The sequence below is a fragment of the Gracilibacillus suaedae genome, from assembly GCF_017599345.1.
Taxonomy (GTDB): domain Bacteria; phylum Bacillota; class Bacilli; order Bacillales; family Amphibacillaceae; genus Gracilibacillus; species Gracilibacillus suaedae.
In genome coordinates, this window is record NZ_JAGFVL010000040.1 from 77,005 (window position 1) to 95,987 (window position 18,983).

Below are 18,983 nucleotides of genomic sequence, written 5' to 3' on the forward strand. Positions count from 1 at the left end.
ACATTCACCGGGAAGAAAATTATTTCTTCCCTCTCATTTTTTCTGTCCTATTGGGGAGGTAATCAAATTGAATCACAATACCAATAACAACTTTAAAAAACACAATCCTAACATTGCTACTGTATTATCTATAATTTTTGCAGGGTTAGGTCAACTTTATAATCGTAGATTTTTAAAAGGGACTATTTTTATTCTATTAGAGCTCGCTTTTTTAATAACGTTATTCGATACCATTAATTTTGGATTATGGGGATTACGTACGTTAGGTACTATTCCTGGTACAGATCACTCTATTCGATTATTGGTCTTTGGCGTCTTAGCATTAATTGCCACAATTATTTTGATCGTGCTATACGTAGGGAATGTGATGGATGCACGTAACCAGGCCAAAAAAATAAAAGATGGATGGAAGCCAAAAGGGCTTAAAGATACCATTATCGATTTTTATGATACTGCTTTTCCATATTTAATGACTGTTCCTGGGTTATTACTAATGATTTTTGTCGTCATATTCCCACTTATCTTTTCAGTCTTACTGGCATTTACTAATTATAATTTATACAACTCACCACCAAGGAACCTTGTCGATTGGGTTGGGTTTGAAAACTTTAAAGAACTTATTACTGTACCAATCTGGCAGGATACTTTCATTAGTGTTTTAGCTTGGACCATTGTATGGACGGTGGTTGCAACAACACTGCAAATAGCTATAGGTTTATTCTTAGCATTGATCGTTAATGATCCAAGAATTCGATTCAAGAAATTAATTCGTACCATTTTAATTTTACCTTGGGCAGTTCCAGCATTTGTTACAATTTTAATTTTCTCAGCTATGTTTAATGATGACTTTGGTGCGATAAACCGTGATATTATTATTCCTCTCCTCGGTGGAGAAGGGATTCCGTGGTTGAGTGAGCCATTCTACGCGCGGACAGCAATTATATTAATTCAAACATGGTTAGGATTCCCATTTATATTCGCATTGTTTACAGGTGTTTTACAAAGTATCTCAAAAGACTGGTATGAAGCAGCAGACGTAGATGGCGGATCCCGTTTTCAAAAATTTCGATTTATTACTTTTCCACATGTAATGTTTGCCACTGCACCATTACTAATCATGCAGTATGCGCAAAATTTTAATAACTTTAACATTATTTACTTGTTTAATGAAGGTGGACCTCCGGTAAGAAATCAGAATGCTGGTGGTACCGACATATTAATTTCGTGGGTATACAAACTAACCTTTGAAACGAACAACTATGCAATGGCGGCAGTTATCTCTTTAATCATGGGACTTATCATTTCTGGTTTTGCCTTTTATCAATTTAGGCAAACGAAATCATTCAAGGAAGAAGGTGAATTGTAATGAATCAAAAGCAAAAATCAAAAATTGAAGTAACGCTTATGTATCTTGTTATTCTTATCACTTCCATTATTATCTTTTATCCATTAGTGTGGACAGTGGGAATGTCTCTCAATCAGGGTACTAGCTTATATTCATCTTCACTTATTCCAGAAAATTTTTCATTGGAACATTATAAATGGCTTTTTAGTGAGGAAAGTGATTATTTATTATGGTATAAAAATTCATTAATTGTATCCATCTCAGTAGCTGCAGGCAGTGTGATCATCACCTCTTTGGTAGCATATGCTTTTTCACGTTACCAATTTGCTGGTAAAAAGAATGCATTATATATCTTCCTGTTACTACAAATGTTTCCTGTCATGATGGCAATGGTAGCATTATATATTTTTCTTAATATGATCGGAATGCTTGATACATTATCTGGATTGATATTGGTTTACCTTGGAGGACAAATACCATTTAATGCGTGGTTAGTTAAAGGATATTTTGATACTATACCACGTGAGCTTGACGAAGCTGCCAGAATTGATGGGGCTGGACATTTAAGGGTATTTTGGAGTGTTATGCTCCCATTAGCAAAACCTATTCTAGCAGTTGTTGCATTATTTAATTTTATGATGCCACTTTTTGATTTCCTATTACCATCAATCATACTATCAAGTCAAGATAATTATACACTAGCAGTTGGATTATTTAATTTTATTAATGATCGCTTTGCTAATAACTTCACTAGATTTGCTGCAGGTTCTATTTTAATAGCAGTCCCGGTTGCAACAGTCTATCTCTTCTTGCAACGCTATTTGATTTCTGGACTAACAGCCGGAGGAACAAAAGGTTAGTAACATTATATCTTTCGTTTTTTTAATGATATATCTTTGATATTAATACCTTATAACATATAATAGAAATATCAGACAATCATGCATTTTTAGAAAGCTAAAGGGTGAAAATTATGGCAGTTACAATAAAAGACGTAGCAAAAAAAGCAGGAGTAGCACCCTCAACGGTTTCCAGAGTTATAGCTGACAACCCTAGAATCAGTTTAGATACCAAAAAGCGTGTTCGAAAGGCGATGAAAGAGCTTGGTTACCATCCAAACATAAACGCCCGTAATCTCGCGGTACGATCTTCACAAGCAATTGGTGTCATCATGCCATCATCTGCTGATAAAGCACTGCAAAATCCATTTTTCCCTGAAGTTTTACGAGGAATTGGCTCTTTTGCCCATGAAGCAGAATATTCTTTATACGTATCAACGGGTGGTAATGATCAAGACGTATATGAAGAAGTACAACGAATGGTAAATGGTAACCGGGTTGATGGTATTATCTTACTTTATTCACGAATTGCTGATCCTGTACAACAATTTTTAACGGAGAAGAATTTTCCCTTTGTTATTGTAGGGAAACCTTCTGAACAAGAAAGTGAAATTACGTATGTCGATAATAATAACTTTAAAGCGAGCAAAGACTTAACCAATCACCTGATAGACATTGGACATCAGCATATTGCTTTTATCGGTGGTTCCACTGAATTAACAGTGACTGTTGACCGTCTAAATGGTTATAAGTCTGCCATAGAAGAAGCAGGCTTGCCATTACCAAATGAATATACGGTACATGCAGAATTTCTGAAGTCCGGTGGTCGTGATGCGGTCGAGCAACTATTTGCGTTGGATGAACCGCCAACAGGGTTGGTAGTAGCCGATGACTTGATGTCTTTAGGGGTTATTAATACATTAGAAGAAATCGGTCTAAGCTGTCCTGAAGATGTTTCCTTAACATCATTTAATAACCTTTATTTATCGGAAATTACCACACCACCTTTAACAACTGTTGATATTCAAATCTATCAGTTAGGTGTACAATCCGCAAGGTGCTTAATTGAAAAAGCAAAAAACAAGGATGAGCCAGCTAAACGTATCATTGTTCCTTATGATATTAAATTTAGACAATCGACAAAATCGATGACACCTGAAACTTTACGATAGTTGAAAAGGTATACCTGTGTTAGTAGGTATACCTTTTTTATATAGTAATCGATCGACCGACTACTGCTATTGTTGCTTGATTGCTATATGTTTGTTCCGCCTCTTTCAATATATTTTGGACATTGCCGAAATGAGGTAAATGAGTTAGTATCAGTTGTTTAGCGGCTGCTTTTTCTGCCAAGGCCCCCGCTTGTCGACCACTCACATGGCCTGGAATTTTCCCTTCATATTCCTGATAGAGATTAGCCTCCGAAACCAACAATTCAGCATGTTGACAAAACGGGATCAACGACTTTTCCCAGCCAGTATCCGCTGTAAAGACGACCTTTTTCCCTTTTGCCTCTAATCTTATTGCTAAACAGTATACAGGATGATTCGTCTCTGTTGTCTCTATTGTAAAAGGACCTATTTGTGACGATTTGATTATATTATATGCTTCAATATGTTCTTTATAAGATAGAGAGTGGTACTGTTCATCCCGATCATGCGCATATATAGCTAATGTTTTAGGTTGATCTGCTAATTGGTTTTGGATTAATTTTGCGTAATGAAGCGCTCCGACATCCGCAATATGATCATGGTGGTAATGGGTGATAATCACCGCATCTAATTGCTGAATAGATATGTAATTTTGTAACGACGCAAGTACACCACTACCACAATCTAATAACAGATGAAACCCGTCTTCCTCGATTAAAAAAGAAGATGTAGCACTATTTGCCTTCGGGTAGCCTCCCCAAATACCTAGAGGGATTATTTTCATGAGCTCAACTCCTTTTATAGAAATCAATTGGCTTCTGTTTCGTTTCAGTGTTAAACCACATCTTAGGGTCAGCTTTTGCTTGCTTATGTCTTCTAGATTCTGCTTCTCGAAGACACTTTTGCTCATTTTAGCTTTCTTTTGTCCTCGAGAGCGCTTCTCGAAGACACTTTTCTTCATTTTAGCTTTCTTTTGTCCTCGAGAGTGCTTCTCGAAGACACTTTTCTTCATTTTAGCTTTCTTTTGTCCTCGAGAGTGCTTCTCGAAGACACTTATGCTCGACTTCACACTTTTTTATCCACGAGATTGCTAAATTAGTTCGCATGTAAAAAAGCCACTAAAATATCCTAGTGGCTTTACTATACTAATTTTCTTCACTTTTATCAAAAATTCCCTTTGTCTGCTTCTCCGGCATTTTTCACAGCTGCTTCTCTGTCTTTGGCCATTTCTGCCACTGATTTCACTTTTACTCGTGTCGCTCCCTGATAATCTTTCGTTGGAATTTGTTCTTCTTCTGCTAATCTTTTTTCGGCCTGAGCTATCGCTTCTTTATACTGTGGTAACCATTTTTTTTCGGCAACTAACATTTCGTCTGTCATTTGCCAAATTTCTTCCGGGTTACAAACTGCACCGACTAGCGGGTCCATCATCATCGCTTGACGCAACAAATAATCATCTCCATGAACAGCTGCTTCCACTGCCAAGCGTTGAACGGAAATACTGACATTACAAACAGCTGCAGGTCCCAGCGGTAAATCCCCTATATATGGCATATTGATTCCATTGCGATCAACGTAACCCGGTGCTTCAATGATCGCATCATCTGGTAAATTCGAAATAATTCCATTGTTTACCCGGTTAAAATGACCTCGGTATACACGACCGGTTTCCAATCCTTCTAAAATATAGGAACCATGTTCTTCACCGCGATTTTCCTCTTTGTATTCAAAGGCCGGTTCCTTTAACCAATTTGGAAAATCTGTCTCAAACCAATTACGTCCTTCCGTACAAACGCGTAAATATCCGCCTGTTTCCCCGTTTATCCAACTGCTCAAATCAATCCACTCGTTAATTTCTTCTGGACGTTTGCGGTACCACGGTACATATTCACTCAAATGACCGTTAGACTCTGTACTAAAATAACCGAAGCGACGAAGCATATCTATCCGTACTTTCTCGGTATCCTTATACTCCGGGTGACTTTCAAATCCTTCTAATAAATCGCCAGTCCGGTCGACTCCATTTGTTTTTACTTCCATATACCATGTCTGATGGTTGATCCCTGCGCAAATGATATCAACCTCTTCTTTTTTCCTTCCTAATACTTCAGCTATTTGTTTATGCCCATTTTGTACACCGTGGCAAAGACCAATGGTATTGACTCCTCCATACTTGTTGCAAGCCCATGTTAACATTGCCATTGGATTTGCATAGTTTAACAGCAGTACACCTGGATCCGCTACTTCACTAATATCTTTACAAATTTCTAACATTTCGGCAATACCACGCTGTCCATACATAATTCCGCCTGCACTTAGTGTATCTCCGACGCACTGGTCAACACCGTATTTTAAGGGGATCTCCACATCATGTTTAAATGCTTCTAATCCACCAATTCTGACCACATTAAAAATATATTTTGCATCTGTTAAAGCAGTTCTTCTGTCTGTAGTTGCTTCAATCGTAATAGCTAGTCCATTTTCATCGATATCCCGTTGACACAGCTGTGTTACCATATCTAAGTTTTTCTGATTGATATCGGTAAAAGCTACGTCTATTGTTTGAAACTCTGGTACCGACATAATGTCACGAAGTAAGCCTCGGGTAAATCCAATACTACCTGCACCGATAAAAGCAATTTTAAATGACATGTTTCTACCTCCTTTTCGTCTTTAAAGGTATCTTAACACGAAAGGAGTGTAAGCGATTTAAATATTATCGTTTCTTGTTTAGTTTATGTGTAAAATTCTAGCTTTTTATATTTCACGCAAATGCTCTCGATAGGCTGACGGTGATAATCCTGTTTCTTTTTTAAACAAATTGCTAAAGTATTGGCTCGTGTTCACCCCAACATAATTAGAGATTTCTGTAACAGGAATTTCGGTATTGACTAACAACATCTTCGCTTTCTCAAGCCGTACTTTTGTAATATATTGATTAATGGTCATTCCTTGTGAACGACTGAAGATTTTATGTAAATAGCTAGGATGAAGATGTGTGATATTCGCAAGGCTTTCTACCTTTATTTCGGTGTCATAATGTTCATGAATATAAGTCAACGCTTTTTTAATATGCTGATTATCTGCTTGATCCTGATATTCACGTCGGTTGCGGTCAATCCACAATAACAATTGGACCATTAAGTTATCGATCAGTAGCTGATTGTTCTTAGCGTGATGATCTAATTCTAAAACAAGGTGTCGTAAAGTAAAAAATACCGCTTGATCATCTTTTAAGAGAAAATACCGCTCGCTCTGGTCAAATAATGATTGTAAAGATGGCTGTGTTTGAAAAAGCCGTTCAATGGATATATAAGGAGTAATTTTGTTGCTGTGAAGGATAAATTCGACATTTAACATCCGGCAAGGGTGATCTTTATCAATGTTTAAACGATGCTTCACATTGCTATGAATATAAATATATTGACCCTTACGCAGCTGCACAACTCGATCATCAATTTCAATCTGACATTTGCCATCAATTACATACATAATTTCAATTGCATCGTGATGGTGCAATTCCATTTCAAACTCGTGCCAGCGTTTATAATAATATGCCACAGCCTTTGGAAATTGTTCCATTCTCTTTCCTCCTTTGAAAAAAAGCCAGAAGATGATCTCCTAACTTTTTTCAAACTCTCCACTTACGTATATCTGTGATTTTTTCATCAAAAAAGGCAAGCACATCGTCGACCTCTTGTTTCAATAATGTTAAATCCGTTGAAAGCCAACGAATAAGAATTCCCTTACCATCGATATCGGTCATCCCTGCCCGATGGTGCTTCGCTTGTGACAACCGCTGCTGGACATCCCATTCATCAAAAGGCGGATTCGGTGATATATACCATATCGAAGCAACATATGGAAATGACTCGGTCATGCCATGATGTGCCAGCACTTCTTCATTTGCATTAAACTGGACCGGATCATAAGCTAAACAATGTTCTTCCGTCCAGATCTCCATTAACGAATAGTAATGATATTCAGACCCTTGATTTAAATGAACAATTTCCGACCAGACAAATTCCGCATCCCCAGTGACATTCACTTTGATATGCTGGCTAATATTACTATTATTTACTGGAATTATCTCTCGCTTATTAAAAAATAATAGTGCTTCTTCTTCAATATTACAGGTGAATTGAAGAGAATGATTTTCTCGAGTATCTTTTTCTGTCGCTGTGTCTAGTAATTTTATATTAGACGCTTTTTTCACAGTTAAATCTACCGAAATTGGATCTGTTGTTTGATTCAGCCCATCAATATTATAGGTCGTAAATACACGATGGCTCTGATCTGCTTTTGCAATTTTTAATGGTTGATCACCTTTATAGTCTAGAAGATTGACTTTCTGAAACCGTGCTTGTAACTGCTTATTCGATTCCATCATTACCTCCATTAAGATATAAATAATTTTGATAAAAGGTATTTATGCTGCATAGCGGATATTTCTAATCCGATCGCATTATTCTGCATATCTTTTAAATGTAGTGTCATCGCCAATTCAGTTGCTTGATCCACTTCTGCTAGTGCCTCTAATGTGGCTTGTTCTGCGTCTTTTGGTGCTAGTGGAATCGCCCTTACCGCATGTTGGATGAGATTTGTTAAGGAAAAATATAGATAGGTTTGAATCGTTGCAAACAAGTCAAACCCTTTTTCAAATGCGTAAAGACTATATACGATAACATAATGATTTAGTGAATCTCTATCCTTTATTTCTTCCGACCATTTGGATAGGATAGGTGACGATTCAATCGATAATAACCGATCAAGGAAACGACTCCCTGCTTGACGACTAGTCTTCTTTAACTCCAATACATTTTTTCTGGCATTATATATTTCGGCTAAATATAGAACTTGATCCCAATCATTTTTCTTAAGTTTTGAAAATAATTCTTTAATAATAATTGCATCGTTATATAATAAATAATTACCGACGTAACTATGGCAAAAGGAAGCCAGATCTTCCTTCGAATTTACTTGCTTGGATCGGATATACATTTCCATTCCAATTGCATGCGCTACCTGACTTTTTAAGAAAGATGAATGGTGCATATGTAATAAATGTAATAATTTTTGCGATTCATTGATACTCATCCAATCCCCCCCCATTTCTTTGTCTATTATATCATACTCATAAAGGTGGATTGATAATATCTTTCGATTGATTTGTTGCTGAATAGAGATTGTACTAAGAAAAACCGAGCAAAAAACGCTCAATCCTTATGACTAAACCTGCCCACTTCCCTTTTCGTGGGGTTTGTCCTTCAGCTAACTTTTTCGAGCAGAAACCGCTTTGCATAGTTAGTGGAGGCCGTGCCCGCGGAAAGCGAAGTAATTAGACGGAGCGTTGCAAATAGACATCAAACATTTCAACATAACTACTTCGTTTAACACGGTCATTGCGCTGATTTTATGCTTTCTTTCCATATAAGAAAAAAGGATACCACCTTGGTGATATCCCGCCTGTTAAAGCGACACTGTGTCCACTTCTTGCAAATATTTTTTCATATACTTTTTCACTAATGTAGCAGATTTCACTTTTAATTGTAATTGATCGGAGATTTTTATTTGGTATTTTTGTTGCACAATAGCTAGTTTTAATTCTTCACTATTGTGGCAATCTTGCTCGAACACATTCATGATACTACCATATTGCAAATATTGATGAGTATCACTTCCACCTACAACAGGTAAATCAATCTCTTCCGCTAATTCAAGTAATTCTTGGCGACAAGTCTCTATTCCTTTCGCATATAAATCCTTGCCATTTAAATCAAGCGCATCTAACCTTTTCAACTGTTCCCTAGAAACATTTTGCGCTAATGGCGTACTATCACGATAAGGATGTGCACCAATCTTTATCAGAGAATACCCTTCCGCAAGATCCATCAACAAATCAAACGGAATAAATTGATCCTCATCGATATAATCAGCTAATTGCTCACGAACAGCACAAACTTCCTTTCGATCACCAATTAACAAAATATGTCCGACTTCTTGTACATCCACCTCTATTCCTGGGAACAACTTCAATCCATTGACATCATAATAACCATCTAGATAGCTATAATGCTCATCTAAAAAGGAATAGATATCAAAGAATCGAATCGTATTAAAATGCTCCGTTAACGCTAAAGCTGTTAATCCATTCTGTTTCGCCTCTGCTACCATTTCGCGGAAATAATCCGGCATAAAACGAGATTTTTTTGAAATCTTTACATGACTGTGAAAATCAATAATCATACAAACACCTTCCTATAATAATATAAATAATGCTATGACATAAATAGCGGAACCTAGCAAAAATAAATAATCTTGTCGTTTCATTTTTAATGAAGCTAGTTTTAATTTCTTTACTTCAGGGTGATTAAACCCATACATACTTCCCTTTGTTTCTAACGCCTCCACGGTTGTTCGTGCCCTTTTAGCTGTCGATAACAACAATGGGTAGAAAGAAAGCATCGCAAGTTTAACAAAATATGCAATCGAACGGATATATAAGAATCCATGTTTTTCAGGAGCTTTCCCGCGCAAACGGAATGACTGAAATACATGATGATATTCCTCTAATAAAGTAGGTAACATCCGGTAGCCATAAGCAATACTAAAAGAAACTTGACCTGGCACCTTGATTTTGAGTAGACCATCACTTAATTTATCTGGGTTCATCGAACAAAAAACCGAGATACTTGCGAGCGAAATCGTCGATAATTTAACAGTTAAAACAAGCAGTGGTAGCATCGTTGTCCAATTACCACCAAAAAATAATGATACGACCAATAAGTAGCCACCTTGCCCTAATAAACCTAAACAGAGAATAAAAATAATTAATGGACTAATTTTCGCCATATATGTTGTCACCATCATAAAGAGGCACATACCAATCAATACACGCACATCATGAATAAACCACGGTACAATTCCAAAGAACAGGTACCAAATAAATAATGTTCTCGGATCCAATTTTGCTAAAAAAGTATCTCCGTTTCCATATGCCGTATTAAGTAATTCAATTTTCACTTGTTCTACCGACAACTTATCGGCAAATTTACGCGTATACTCCATCACTGACTTCCTCTCTTTGATAGCGCTCGATAAACTCCTGTACCGTATATGCTGGGTCTGTCCATTCTAATGATTTCGTAAGCGAAAAAACCTGTGGAGGCACAAGCCCTGCCTTTTCTAACAATCGGTAATTTTGAAATACCGAAGCACGATCTCCGTCATGAATGATTCTCCCTTCATGCATGACAATAATCCGATTAGCAAATTCACTGGCTAACTGCATATCGTGAGTAGCGATCACGACTGCTTTTAATTGTGTTTTAAAATTTTCCAGTAATTTGGTAATGTGTTTTCTCGTTGCAATATCTAAATTGGCGGTTGGTTCATCTAACAACATAATTTCTGGATTCATTCCTACCCCAATTGCAAGTGATGCTCTACGTTGCTGGCCACCACTCAATAGTCGGCTATCACGATCAGCAAGTTCAGTTAGCTCAAATTGTTTCAGTAATCTATCCACTTTTGTTTGATAATCTTCTATTTTACGAGATTTCATAAAAAATGCTACATCTTTCTCCACACAATCTTCGATAAACATTTGTTCAGGGTTCTGGTGAATATATGTTACCTTTTCCGCTAAATATTCAGGAGGCACATCTCTTGTATTCTCTCCATCAACAATTACTTCACCAGCCGCAGCCTTTACTAATCCTGTCATCAAACGCATAAACGAAGATTTTCCTGCCCCATTATTACCAACTAACGCGATATAATCACCTTCATGAATGGTGCAGTTAATCTGATGTAATACTTGTTTCTTTTCTCTTGTGATTGTTTTATAGGAAAAATCGACATTTTCGTATGACACAATGGCTTGCTTCTGCTCCCTACTGGAAATATATGTACTTTCTTTTGGTTCTGTAGTGGAAAAATGAGACAAACCTTCTTCTAACGTAACAGGTAATCTTCCGTCCATTCCTGTTTCTCGTGCAACTTGTGTAACCTGTGGTGGATAAATCTGGTGTGCAAGTAATCTATCAACTTGATTTAATGCTTCGGCAACTGGTAACGTGAACTGAATGGAACCTTGATCCATCAGCACCACTTTCTTCGCGTAAGAAGCAACAAATTCCGTATGATGTTCAATGACAATGATCGTCTTACCGTGCACTTGATTTAATTCCGTTAAAATATCATAAATGTCTTTGGCATGATGGGGATCAAGTTGGGCGACCGGTTCATCAATAATTATAATGTCAGGATTCAATGACAGTACACTTGCTAATGCTAATAGGTGCTTTTGCCCACCACTTAACTGCCATATAAAAGCATCCTTCTGCTCCTCTAGGCCGACTAACTTTAAGGCATGGAGTCCTCTTTCACGAAAATCAGGCAGTCCGTAGTGCAGAGGAGCAAAAGATGCATCCTCTAACACTCTCGGACTGACAATCTGATTTTCAAAGTCTTGATAAACATAGCCAACATGCTTGGATAAATCTGCTACTTTGTAATCCGTTGTTTTGTAGCCATTTACTGCCACTTCCCCAGAAAAATCGCCAACGTAATAGTGCGGAATTAAACCATTCAACAGCTTACACATTGTTGACTTACCACTACCATTTCCACCTAATATTGCAATAAAATCCCCTTTTTTAATCGATAATTTGATATTATTTAAGACTGGATGTTCGGCACCTGGGTATTGAAAGGTGACGTTTTTTATTTCGATTTGAGATGTCATGATGGAATCTTTTCCTCCTGTTGATCAGCCGCGTTTGTTTTTGATTTTTTCTTGATCATAAACGTAATCGTAATAATTGCTATTATTAACGCAACTCCAAGACTTATCCAAATAAACCAGTCACCGAACATTTCCAGGAAATCTGCTTCCCATTCGACATTAAAGCCTGATTCTGAAAGATATTCAAATAGAAAAGCTGCAGCAGCAAGAAAAATACCTGTAACGATTAATCGTGGACCAACGATTTCACCTAATGAATAGCGGTCATTACGATCACGTGGTTTCATACCTAATAGCGGTTCGATTTTTCCATATAACCTTGGTACTAAATATAAAGTTGGTAACAAGGCAAATAGAATACCTGAGAACAAGACATCATTAAGAAAAGCGACACCTTCCACAACTACAACACTTTCTGCTAATCCTGGTACAGCTTCCAACTCTTCGACGCCGACCCAAACTTTTAAAATATCGACCATTGCGCTAATCGCCTGATGAATAAGCACCCCTAAGATGGCAGCCGTTCCGACTTGTGCCTTGTTTTTGGGGTCACGTACAAATGTGCCTGCTACATACATCGCTAATGAAAAAGCGATAAACTTCTCTAATTCACCAAAGCCGCCGAATTGGCCGAGCATCAACTCACCGAAAATTACTTCTCCTAAGGATGCACCGATCGCAGCATATAACGGGTGGAACAAAATACATAATGTTAAAGGAATAAAGGCAAAATACTCAATCGAAAATTCGATTGGACCAAGGTATGCACTAGGCACCAATTCCGTAATCATATTCGAAAGACCATACAACGACATAGATAAAATAAAGACCATCATTTTTTGTGACTGTGTTAGCTTATAACGTTGATTTAATGTTGCCATTTTTTCTACCTCCTTTATTTGATTATCTTCATTGTAAAGAAGGATTATTAATCTATTTTGCGAATGAAGTTAAGAGAATGTAAATTTGTTAACTTTTATTTTCATAATGTAAATTTTTTATCATAATCAGCTATATTTAAGATTCATTTGCTAGAATACAAACGAGGAGGGATCATATGCTACCATTTTCCATTGAAAAAGATCGGTTAACACCTAGCCAAATGAAAATAGCAAATTACATTTCTAAGCATTTGCAACAAGTATTATTATCAACAGAAAAGGAAATTGCTCAAGAGATCGGAGTAAGTATAGCTACCGTTTCCCGCTTCTGGTCGATAATTGGCTATCACAATCTGAAAGATTTTAAAAAACAGATGAAAAAGAAGCTAGAAGTATCTCCGGCTGGTAAGATTAAACGAGTATCAACGCAACCATCACATTACCTGACGTTAGAAAAAAGTCTGTCACTACTGCAAGAAACGTTCGATAATATGGATCAAACACGCTTTCAACAAGCACTTGACCTACTTTATCGGGCCAATCGTGTTTACATATTTGCTAGTGGACCTTCAAAAGGGCTAGGTGAATTACTAGTTTATCGAATGAAACGTTTTGGAATATCGATTCACTTAATAGAACATCAAGGAAATGAATTGTTAGAAGAGTTGATTCACTTTAAACGAGAAGATGTTGTGATTGTTTTTGCTTTTGGAAGATTATTGCCTGAAACAAAGGTCATATTAGACTATCAGCGAGAAATTCATTACCGAACTGTTATGATTACCGATCAATTAGTAGCAGATTTCACTTCACTATCCACTATTACTTTATATGCTAGTAGAGGAGATGCAAATGAATTCCATTCTATGATAGCACCTACTATATTAGTGGAAAACCTGATACTTGGATTAAGTTTAAAAGACCACGAAGATAATATTGAAAGATTGGAGCATTTATCACGATTAAGAAAAAAGTACGATAAAGAACTTCCAAGATAAAAAATAAACAAGTCTATATTCCTATAATTATAAAAATATATTGTAACTATTTACTTATTTATTTATACTGAAAGCAATAGAATATTATTACATACATAGGAAAGGAAGACTATAAACATGGACCTTATTCAAACGATGAAACACAATGATACCAAGCGTAAGAATATTTTAATGATAAGCATTCTAACGATTATGATGAGTGCAGGACTTATATTATCGTTCGCAACGAATCAAACTCTATCAGCAATCTTCTATGCAAGTGAGCTACTAATTGCTCTGATACTATTTTTTATATTGCAAAAAAGGCTTAATAAACCTGATATATTACCTTTTTTACTCGTCATTATGTACTTCAGTCTTATCTTTATTTTTATAGCACTTCAAGGTGCGAGTGCAACAATTTTTATTATTGTACTTTTTCTTAGCTTATTTTCAGGTATTCCAATGAATAAGAAAGTGTTTTATACAGGATTTGTTATCGGACTATTTGTCATAGCATATAATTACTATGAAATGGATAAAACAAACGAATTAATGGTAGATATTTTTCTATACACGTCACTCTCTTATTTGCTAACTGGGATTATTTTTCACTTCATTATTAAAATGGCGAATTACCAAATGAAACAGCTTGCCGACTTGTTACAAAAATCAGAATTAGATAGTCATAATAAAGAACAACAAGGACAAGTCGTCGAAAAATCGATGACAAATATCTTGAAAAAAATGGAACAGGTCAATGACAAATTGCAAGACAATGTCAAAACACAAAATGATCTAAATGCTACCATTCATGAAATCTCTCAAGCTAGTCAATCACAATCAGAGCAAATTTCTGATATTTCCAATGCCACTAATGATACTCGGCAAAATATTGATGTCGTCGAACAGACTTCTCAGCACCTTTATGACGAAGCTTTACAAGCGAGTGAATTAACATTGTCTGGCAAAGAAAAAATGGATACATTAAATGAAAATAATCATGTCCTTGAACAGACAATTGGTGATTTAAGCAGAACCTTTGCTGAATTAACCGATAAAATCAAAGAAACAAATGGTTTTGCTGACAATATTAAAGAAATTACCGAACAAACCAATTTACTTGCCTTAAATGCATCTATAGAGGCAGCACGTGCCGGAGAAGCAGGGAAAGGATTTGCCGTTGTAGCAGATGAAATAAGAAAGCTCGCTGACTTAACAGGTGAGACAACCGAAAAAATCACAAGCAATTTATCCGCATTAAATGATACTAACGACTCCGCGGTTGCCCAGATGGATAAGAGTATGCAAAATTTTGTCGACGGTATGCAAACGTCTGAGGAAGTAACTGGCTATTTTGAAAGACTCACGACAACGATGGGAACATTAAATGATGCGTTACAGAACTTTTCCCAATTAGCTATGCAAGTACAGGAACAATCAAACGGTGTAGATGGGTCCACTAATGATTTAGCAGCGATTATCGAAGAGACTTCTGCTAGCTTAGAAGAAATGAGTTCAACGATTACCACCTTAACCGAAAGCAACCAAGAGTTGGCTGAATTATTAGATGAAGCAGTCGAGGACTCAGAAACATTAAAGAAACAGTTTTAAGATTTAGAACGATGGAACAATAAAAAGGATAGAGGAGCAAATTATTATGCTCTATCTATCTTTTTTTGCATTTTAAATATCCTAGCAATTTGTTCTTCAGTAATATTTGAAAATTGTGTTCTAGTTGATTAATAACTAGTTTTTGGCACTGTGAAGCATGATTTTGGCTGAACTTAATATTCCTTCTATCTTATTAAATTTTATATAAGTGTTTTCCGCATGATAAAGTCCGTTTGTTCCTCGTCACCCATATAAAAAGAGTGGATCCCAGTTTGAACAAACCCCATTCTCTTATAAAAAGCAATAGCATTTTCATTTTTTTCCCATACACCTAGCCAGATTATCTTTTTATTTTTGGCGATGGCAAGTTCCACCGCTTTATCTAACAAATGTTTGCCTAGCCCAAGTTTCTGAAACTTACTCTTTATATAAATCCTTTCGATTTCAAGTGAATCATCATCCATTTCTTCAGACTGCGCATCATTGGTATTGATCTTTAAATACCCAGCAATTTCATTATGAAAATAAACAAAATAGAATTGCGAAAAAACATTGGATAATTCTTTTTCTAATTGTTTTAAGTTAAATGCCTTTTCCAAATAAGCATTCATATTTTCAGGTGAATTCTGATGCTTAAATGTCTCATTAAATGTTTCAGAACTAAGTTCTTGAAGTTTGTACAAATCTTCAAAAGTACACTGTCTGATATTGATCGTCATTTTCATGTGTCGCTCCTTTAATCAGTAATCCCTCTTGTTCCCTTTTTTAACAAATTCCCAATCTCTTTCTATATTTTCTCTTACTCTTTGAAGAAGGTTGGAAATGGTTTCTATCTCTTTGTCGGAAAATCCGTTTAATGCAACTGTATTGGAATAATCATTTTCTCTTTTGATAAAAGGGTAAACATTTTCCCCTTTCTCTGTTGGAAAGAGTTTTTTTATTTTTTGGTTATGATTGTCTGCATTCTTTTCAATAAAACCATTTAATTCAAGTTTTTTTATAGCGCGTGCTGCTGTTGTTCGATCTACTTTTATCATTTCAGCTAGCTTTTCTTGAATAATACCCGGGTTTTCACATATTCGCACAAGATACAAATACTGCCCTTTTGTAAGATCATATTCTTTAAACTCTATATTACTTATAGAATCTAATGCCCTTGCTATCATCCCGATTTCACGAAGAATTTCCTTCATAATTAACTCCTTAGCGCTTATTTTTTGTTGTAAATGCAATAAAAAATATACATACTTAACTTAACTTATTTTTATTGCATTTGCAACAAAAACAGAAAACTACTAATCACTTTGCATCTCTTACTGACTGCTACTCTTCCAAATTTGTGCTATATTTATTGCTAAGGAGAGGATTACATGACCAAGATTCTGATTGTGGAAGATGAAGAAAAGTTAGCACGTGTATTAGAACTTGAATTAGGCTACGAAGACTACCAAACTACGATTGCTACTGATGGACAGACGGCTTTTCAACTTTTACAGGAAAATGATTATGATCTTGTTTTATTAGATATCATGCTACCAGGGTTGAGCGGATTTGAAATTCTCAGGCGCTATCGCAAAGCGAATACTACTACACCAATCCTTCTATTAACCGCTCGAGATGAAGTACATGACAAAGTTTCTGGCCTGGATTTAGGAGCTAATGATTATATAACCAAGCCATTTCAAATAGAAGAATTGTTAGCAAGAGTACGAGCTCATCTACGACAGGCCGGACCAGCTACGTCCCAGCAAGACCAACTAAATTATCAAGATTTAACGATTGATCTACAGTCACGAGATGTGACAAGAAATGGGGAAACGATCGATCTCACTCCTCGTGAATATGATCTGCTTACCTTCTTATTACGGAACAGAAACCAAGTCTTCAACCGTGATCAATTGCTGGATAAGGTATGGGGATTTGATTATGCTGGAGATACTAATGTTGTCGACGTCTATATCCGTTATATTCGCAATAAAATTGATAAACCATTCCAGAAGGTAACCATTCAAACCGTGCGAGGTGTTGGTTATACCATAAAGGATGTTAAACAATGAAACTACGAACGAAAGTACAACTTTTTCTTAGTGGATTTATGGTCCTTGTTATTTTTCTCATCAATAGTGCTGTTTATGTTTTATATGAAGATCGGGTTAGTGATAATGAACTGAATCGAGTCAAGGAAGATGCTGAAAGTATAATGGAGGCAATAGTAAAAAGCTCAACAGTTGCAATTGAACAGGAGAATTTACTGACAGCATTTCTTCCTGCAAATGGTATTATCCGTATTATTGATGAAAATGGAGAGCTTATTGAAAATGCCAGCACAGAGGATCGATTTAGTGAATGGCCATTTTCATATTCACAAACAGAAAAAAGTCAGATAGCTAAAGATGAAAATAAAACTCCCTATGCACAAGTTTTGATGCCCATCATTTGGGAGGATGGCTCAATAATTACATTACAAGTTAATGAAGCGTTGTACTCCATGGAAGATTCATTACGTACACTTCGTCTTGTTTTATTTCTTACAGCGGGAGTCATGCTCTTCCCTGCATTATTTGCCGGGTATTTTTTGTCGCGCTATATTACCAATCAAATTCAGACACTAACATTAGAAATGAGGAAAAATCCGAAGAACGGAAAATGGGAGAAACTCGCCATTAAGAAGAAAAATAACGATGAGATTAGTGAAATGCAGCAAGCTTATAATGCCATGATCGATCGGATCGAGGAAAATAGACAGAAGCAAGAACGCTTCGTTTCTGATGCTTCTCACGAACTTCGCACCCCTATTTCTGTCATTAAAAGCTATACAGAATTATTACAACGACGCGGAAAAGATAAACCGGAAATTTTTGAGGAAGCAACGAATGCCATTCTTTCGGAATCTGATCGGATGCAGCATTTAACAGAACAAATGCTTATTTTAGCCAAAAATGAGGATCAAGAAAATTTATTATTTGAGCAAGTCAATATCAGTCAGATTACACGTGACGTCATTCGGTCATTATCTACCGCTTATCAACGTGAAATTAAATTTTATCATGAAGAGGATCAAGACATCACCATAAGTGCAGACCGTAGGAAAATTCATCAGGCGATTTATATTCTAGTTGATAATGCATGCAAATATAGTGAAGACATCGTCATCGTAAAGATGCGAGATAAACAGCAACTGTTATCGATTGATGTGGTGGATAAAGGAGAAGGTTTATCTTCAGAAGATCAGGAACATGTTTTTGACCGGTTTTACCGTGTTGATAAAGCTCGCAGTCGAAAAGCCGGTGGGACAGGTCTTGGTCTAGCTATTTGCCAACAAATTATTCAGGCACATGGAGGAAGTATCCATATCACGAGTCAAGTGAATGAAGGGTCAACCTTGACACTTACATTACCAAAATGAGATTATTTTTTCTCATCAAAT

At 36.3% G+C, this 18,983-nt stretch carries 18 protein-coding genes; 7 read left to right on the forward strand and 11 right to left on the reverse strand.

Annotation, left to right across the window (positions count from 1 at the left end; translation table 11 throughout):
• Positions 1–67 precede the first annotated feature (67 nt).
• The 3 genes from J5J03_RS11975 (at position 68) to J5J03_RS11985 (ending at position 3,356) form a co-directional block, all read left to right on the forward strand.
• The gene (locus J5J03_RS11975) at positions 68–1,366 is read left to right on the forward strand and encodes a carbohydrate ABC transporter permease (RefSeq protein ID WP_208589798.1); all 1,299 of its coding nucleotides are present in this window, start codon (positions 68–70) and stop codon (positions 1,364–1,366) included.
• Positions 1,366–2,205 carry a sugar ABC transporter permease gene (locus J5J03_RS11980; protein ID WP_208589800.1) on the forward strand — a complete coding sequence of 280 codons (840 nt, stop codon included), beginning with the start codon at positions 1,366–1,368 and terminating at the stop codon, positions 2,203–2,205. Before J5J03_RS11975 ends, J5J03_RS11980 begins: the two co-directional genes overlap by 1 nt.
• 113 nt (positions 2,206–2,318) lie before the next feature.
• Positions 2,319–3,356: a LacI family DNA-binding transcriptional regulator gene (locus J5J03_RS11985; RefSeq protein WP_208589803.1), complete on the forward strand. Its 1,038-nt coding sequence runs from the start codon at positions 2,319–2,321 to the stop codon at positions 3,354–3,356.
• Positions 3,357–3,393: 37 nt separating this feature from the next.
• Here J5J03_RS11985 and J5J03_RS11990 read toward each other — a convergent pair whose 3' ends face one another.
• From J5J03_RS11990 to J5J03_RS12030, 9 genes are all read right to left on the reverse strand, one after another.
• Positions 3,394–4,119, reverse strand: a complete 726-nt coding sequence (locus tag J5J03_RS11990) for an MBL fold metallo-hydrolase (RefSeq protein WP_208589805.1) — start codon at positions 4,117–4,119, stop codon at positions 3,394–3,396.
• A gap of 380 nt (positions 4,120–4,499) precedes the next feature.
• Positions 4,500–5,987 (reverse strand): alpha-glucosidase/alpha-galactosidase, encoded by a 1,488-nt coding sequence (melA, locus tag J5J03_RS11995; RefSeq protein WP_208589807.1) that lies wholly within the window; start codon positions 5,985–5,987, stop codon positions 4,500–4,502.
• Positions 5,988–6,092: 105 nt separating this feature from the next.
• On the reverse strand, positions 6,093–6,917 hold the full coding sequence (locus J5J03_RS12000) for a helix-turn-helix transcriptional regulator (RefSeq protein ID WP_208589809.1): 825 nt from the start codon (positions 6,915–6,917) through the stop codon (positions 6,093–6,095).
• Between the two features lie 49 nt (positions 6,918–6,966).
• Positions 6,967–7,722 (reverse strand): urease accessory protein UreD, encoded by a 756-nt coding sequence (locus J5J03_RS12005; protein ID WP_208589811.1) that lies wholly within the window; start codon positions 7,720–7,722, stop codon positions 6,967–6,969.
• Between the two features lie 11 nt (positions 7,723–7,733).
• Positions 7,734–8,432: an urease accessory protein UreF gene (locus J5J03_RS12010; protein ID WP_208589814.1), complete on the reverse strand. Its 699-nt coding sequence runs from the start codon at positions 8,430–8,432 to the stop codon at positions 7,734–7,736.
• Between the two features lie 372 nt (positions 8,433–8,804).
• Positions 8,805–9,581 carry a PHP domain-containing protein gene (locus J5J03_RS12015; RefSeq protein WP_208589816.1) on the reverse strand — a complete coding sequence of 259 codons (777 nt, stop codon included), beginning with the start codon at positions 9,579–9,581 and terminating at the stop codon, positions 8,805–8,807.
• 12 nt (positions 9,582–9,593) lie between these two features.
• Complete coding sequence (locus tag J5J03_RS12020) at positions 9,594–10,403, reverse strand: energy-coupling factor transporter transmembrane component T family protein (RefSeq protein ID WP_208589818.1); 810 nt, start codon at positions 10,401–10,403, stop codon at positions 9,594–9,596.
• The gene (locus tag J5J03_RS12025) at positions 10,387–12,084 is read right to left on the reverse strand and encodes an ABC transporter ATP-binding protein (RefSeq protein WP_208589820.1); all 1,698 of its coding nucleotides are present in this window, start codon (positions 12,082–12,084) and stop codon (positions 10,387–10,389) included. Before J5J03_RS12025 ends, J5J03_RS12020 begins: the two co-directional genes overlap by 17 nt.
• Positions 12,081–12,965, reverse strand: a complete 885-nt coding sequence (locus J5J03_RS12030) for a cell division protein FtsQ (protein ID WP_208589821.1) — start codon at positions 12,963–12,965, stop codon at positions 12,081–12,083. Before J5J03_RS12030 ends, J5J03_RS12025 begins: the two co-directional genes overlap by 4 nt.
• A 176-nt stretch (positions 12,966–13,141) precedes the next feature.
• On the opposite strand from J5J03_RS12030, the gene J5J03_RS12035 reads away from it, so the two are divergent.
• Positions 13,142–13,963 carry a MurR/RpiR family transcriptional regulator gene (locus J5J03_RS12035; protein ID WP_208589822.1) on the forward strand — a complete coding sequence of 274 codons (822 nt, stop codon included), beginning with the start codon at positions 13,142–13,144 and terminating at the stop codon, positions 13,961–13,963.
• A 117-nt stretch (positions 13,964–14,080) separates the two neighbouring features.
• Positions 14,081–15,556, forward strand: a complete 1,476-nt coding sequence (locus J5J03_RS12040) for a methyl-accepting chemotaxis protein (protein WP_208589823.1) — start codon at positions 14,081–14,083, stop codon at positions 15,554–15,556.
• Positions 15,557–15,756: 200 nt separating this feature from the next.
• Here the strand turns inward: J5J03_RS12040 and J5J03_RS12045 are convergent, their stop codons facing one another.
• Together J5J03_RS12045 and J5J03_RS12050 are read right to left on the reverse strand one after the other, a co-directional pair.
• Positions 15,757–16,275, reverse strand: coding sequence for a GNAT family N-acetyltransferase (locus J5J03_RS12045; protein WP_208589877.1), 519 nt, complete (start codon positions 16,273–16,275; stop codon positions 15,757–15,759).
• A 21-nt stretch (positions 16,276–16,296) separates the two neighbouring features.
• Positions 16,297–16,749 (reverse strand): MarR family winged helix-turn-helix transcriptional regulator, encoded by a 453-nt coding sequence (locus J5J03_RS12050; RefSeq protein WP_208589824.1) that lies wholly within the window; start codon positions 16,747–16,749, stop codon positions 16,297–16,299.
• 177 nt (positions 16,750–16,926) lie between these two features.
• Here J5J03_RS12050 and J5J03_RS12055 point away from each other — a divergent pair, with 177 nt between their 5' ends.
• On the forward strand, positions 16,927–17,613 hold the full coding sequence (locus J5J03_RS12055; RefSeq protein ID WP_208589827.1) for a response regulator transcription factor: 687 nt from the start codon (positions 16,927–16,929) through the stop codon (positions 17,611–17,613).
• On the forward strand, positions 17,610–18,962 hold the full coding sequence (locus J5J03_RS12060) for a sensor histidine kinase (RefSeq protein WP_208589829.1): 1,353 nt from the start codon (positions 17,610–17,612) through the stop codon (positions 18,960–18,962). Before J5J03_RS12055 ends, J5J03_RS12060 begins: the two co-directional genes overlap by 4 nt.
• Positions 18,963–18,983 lie beyond the last annotated feature (21 nt).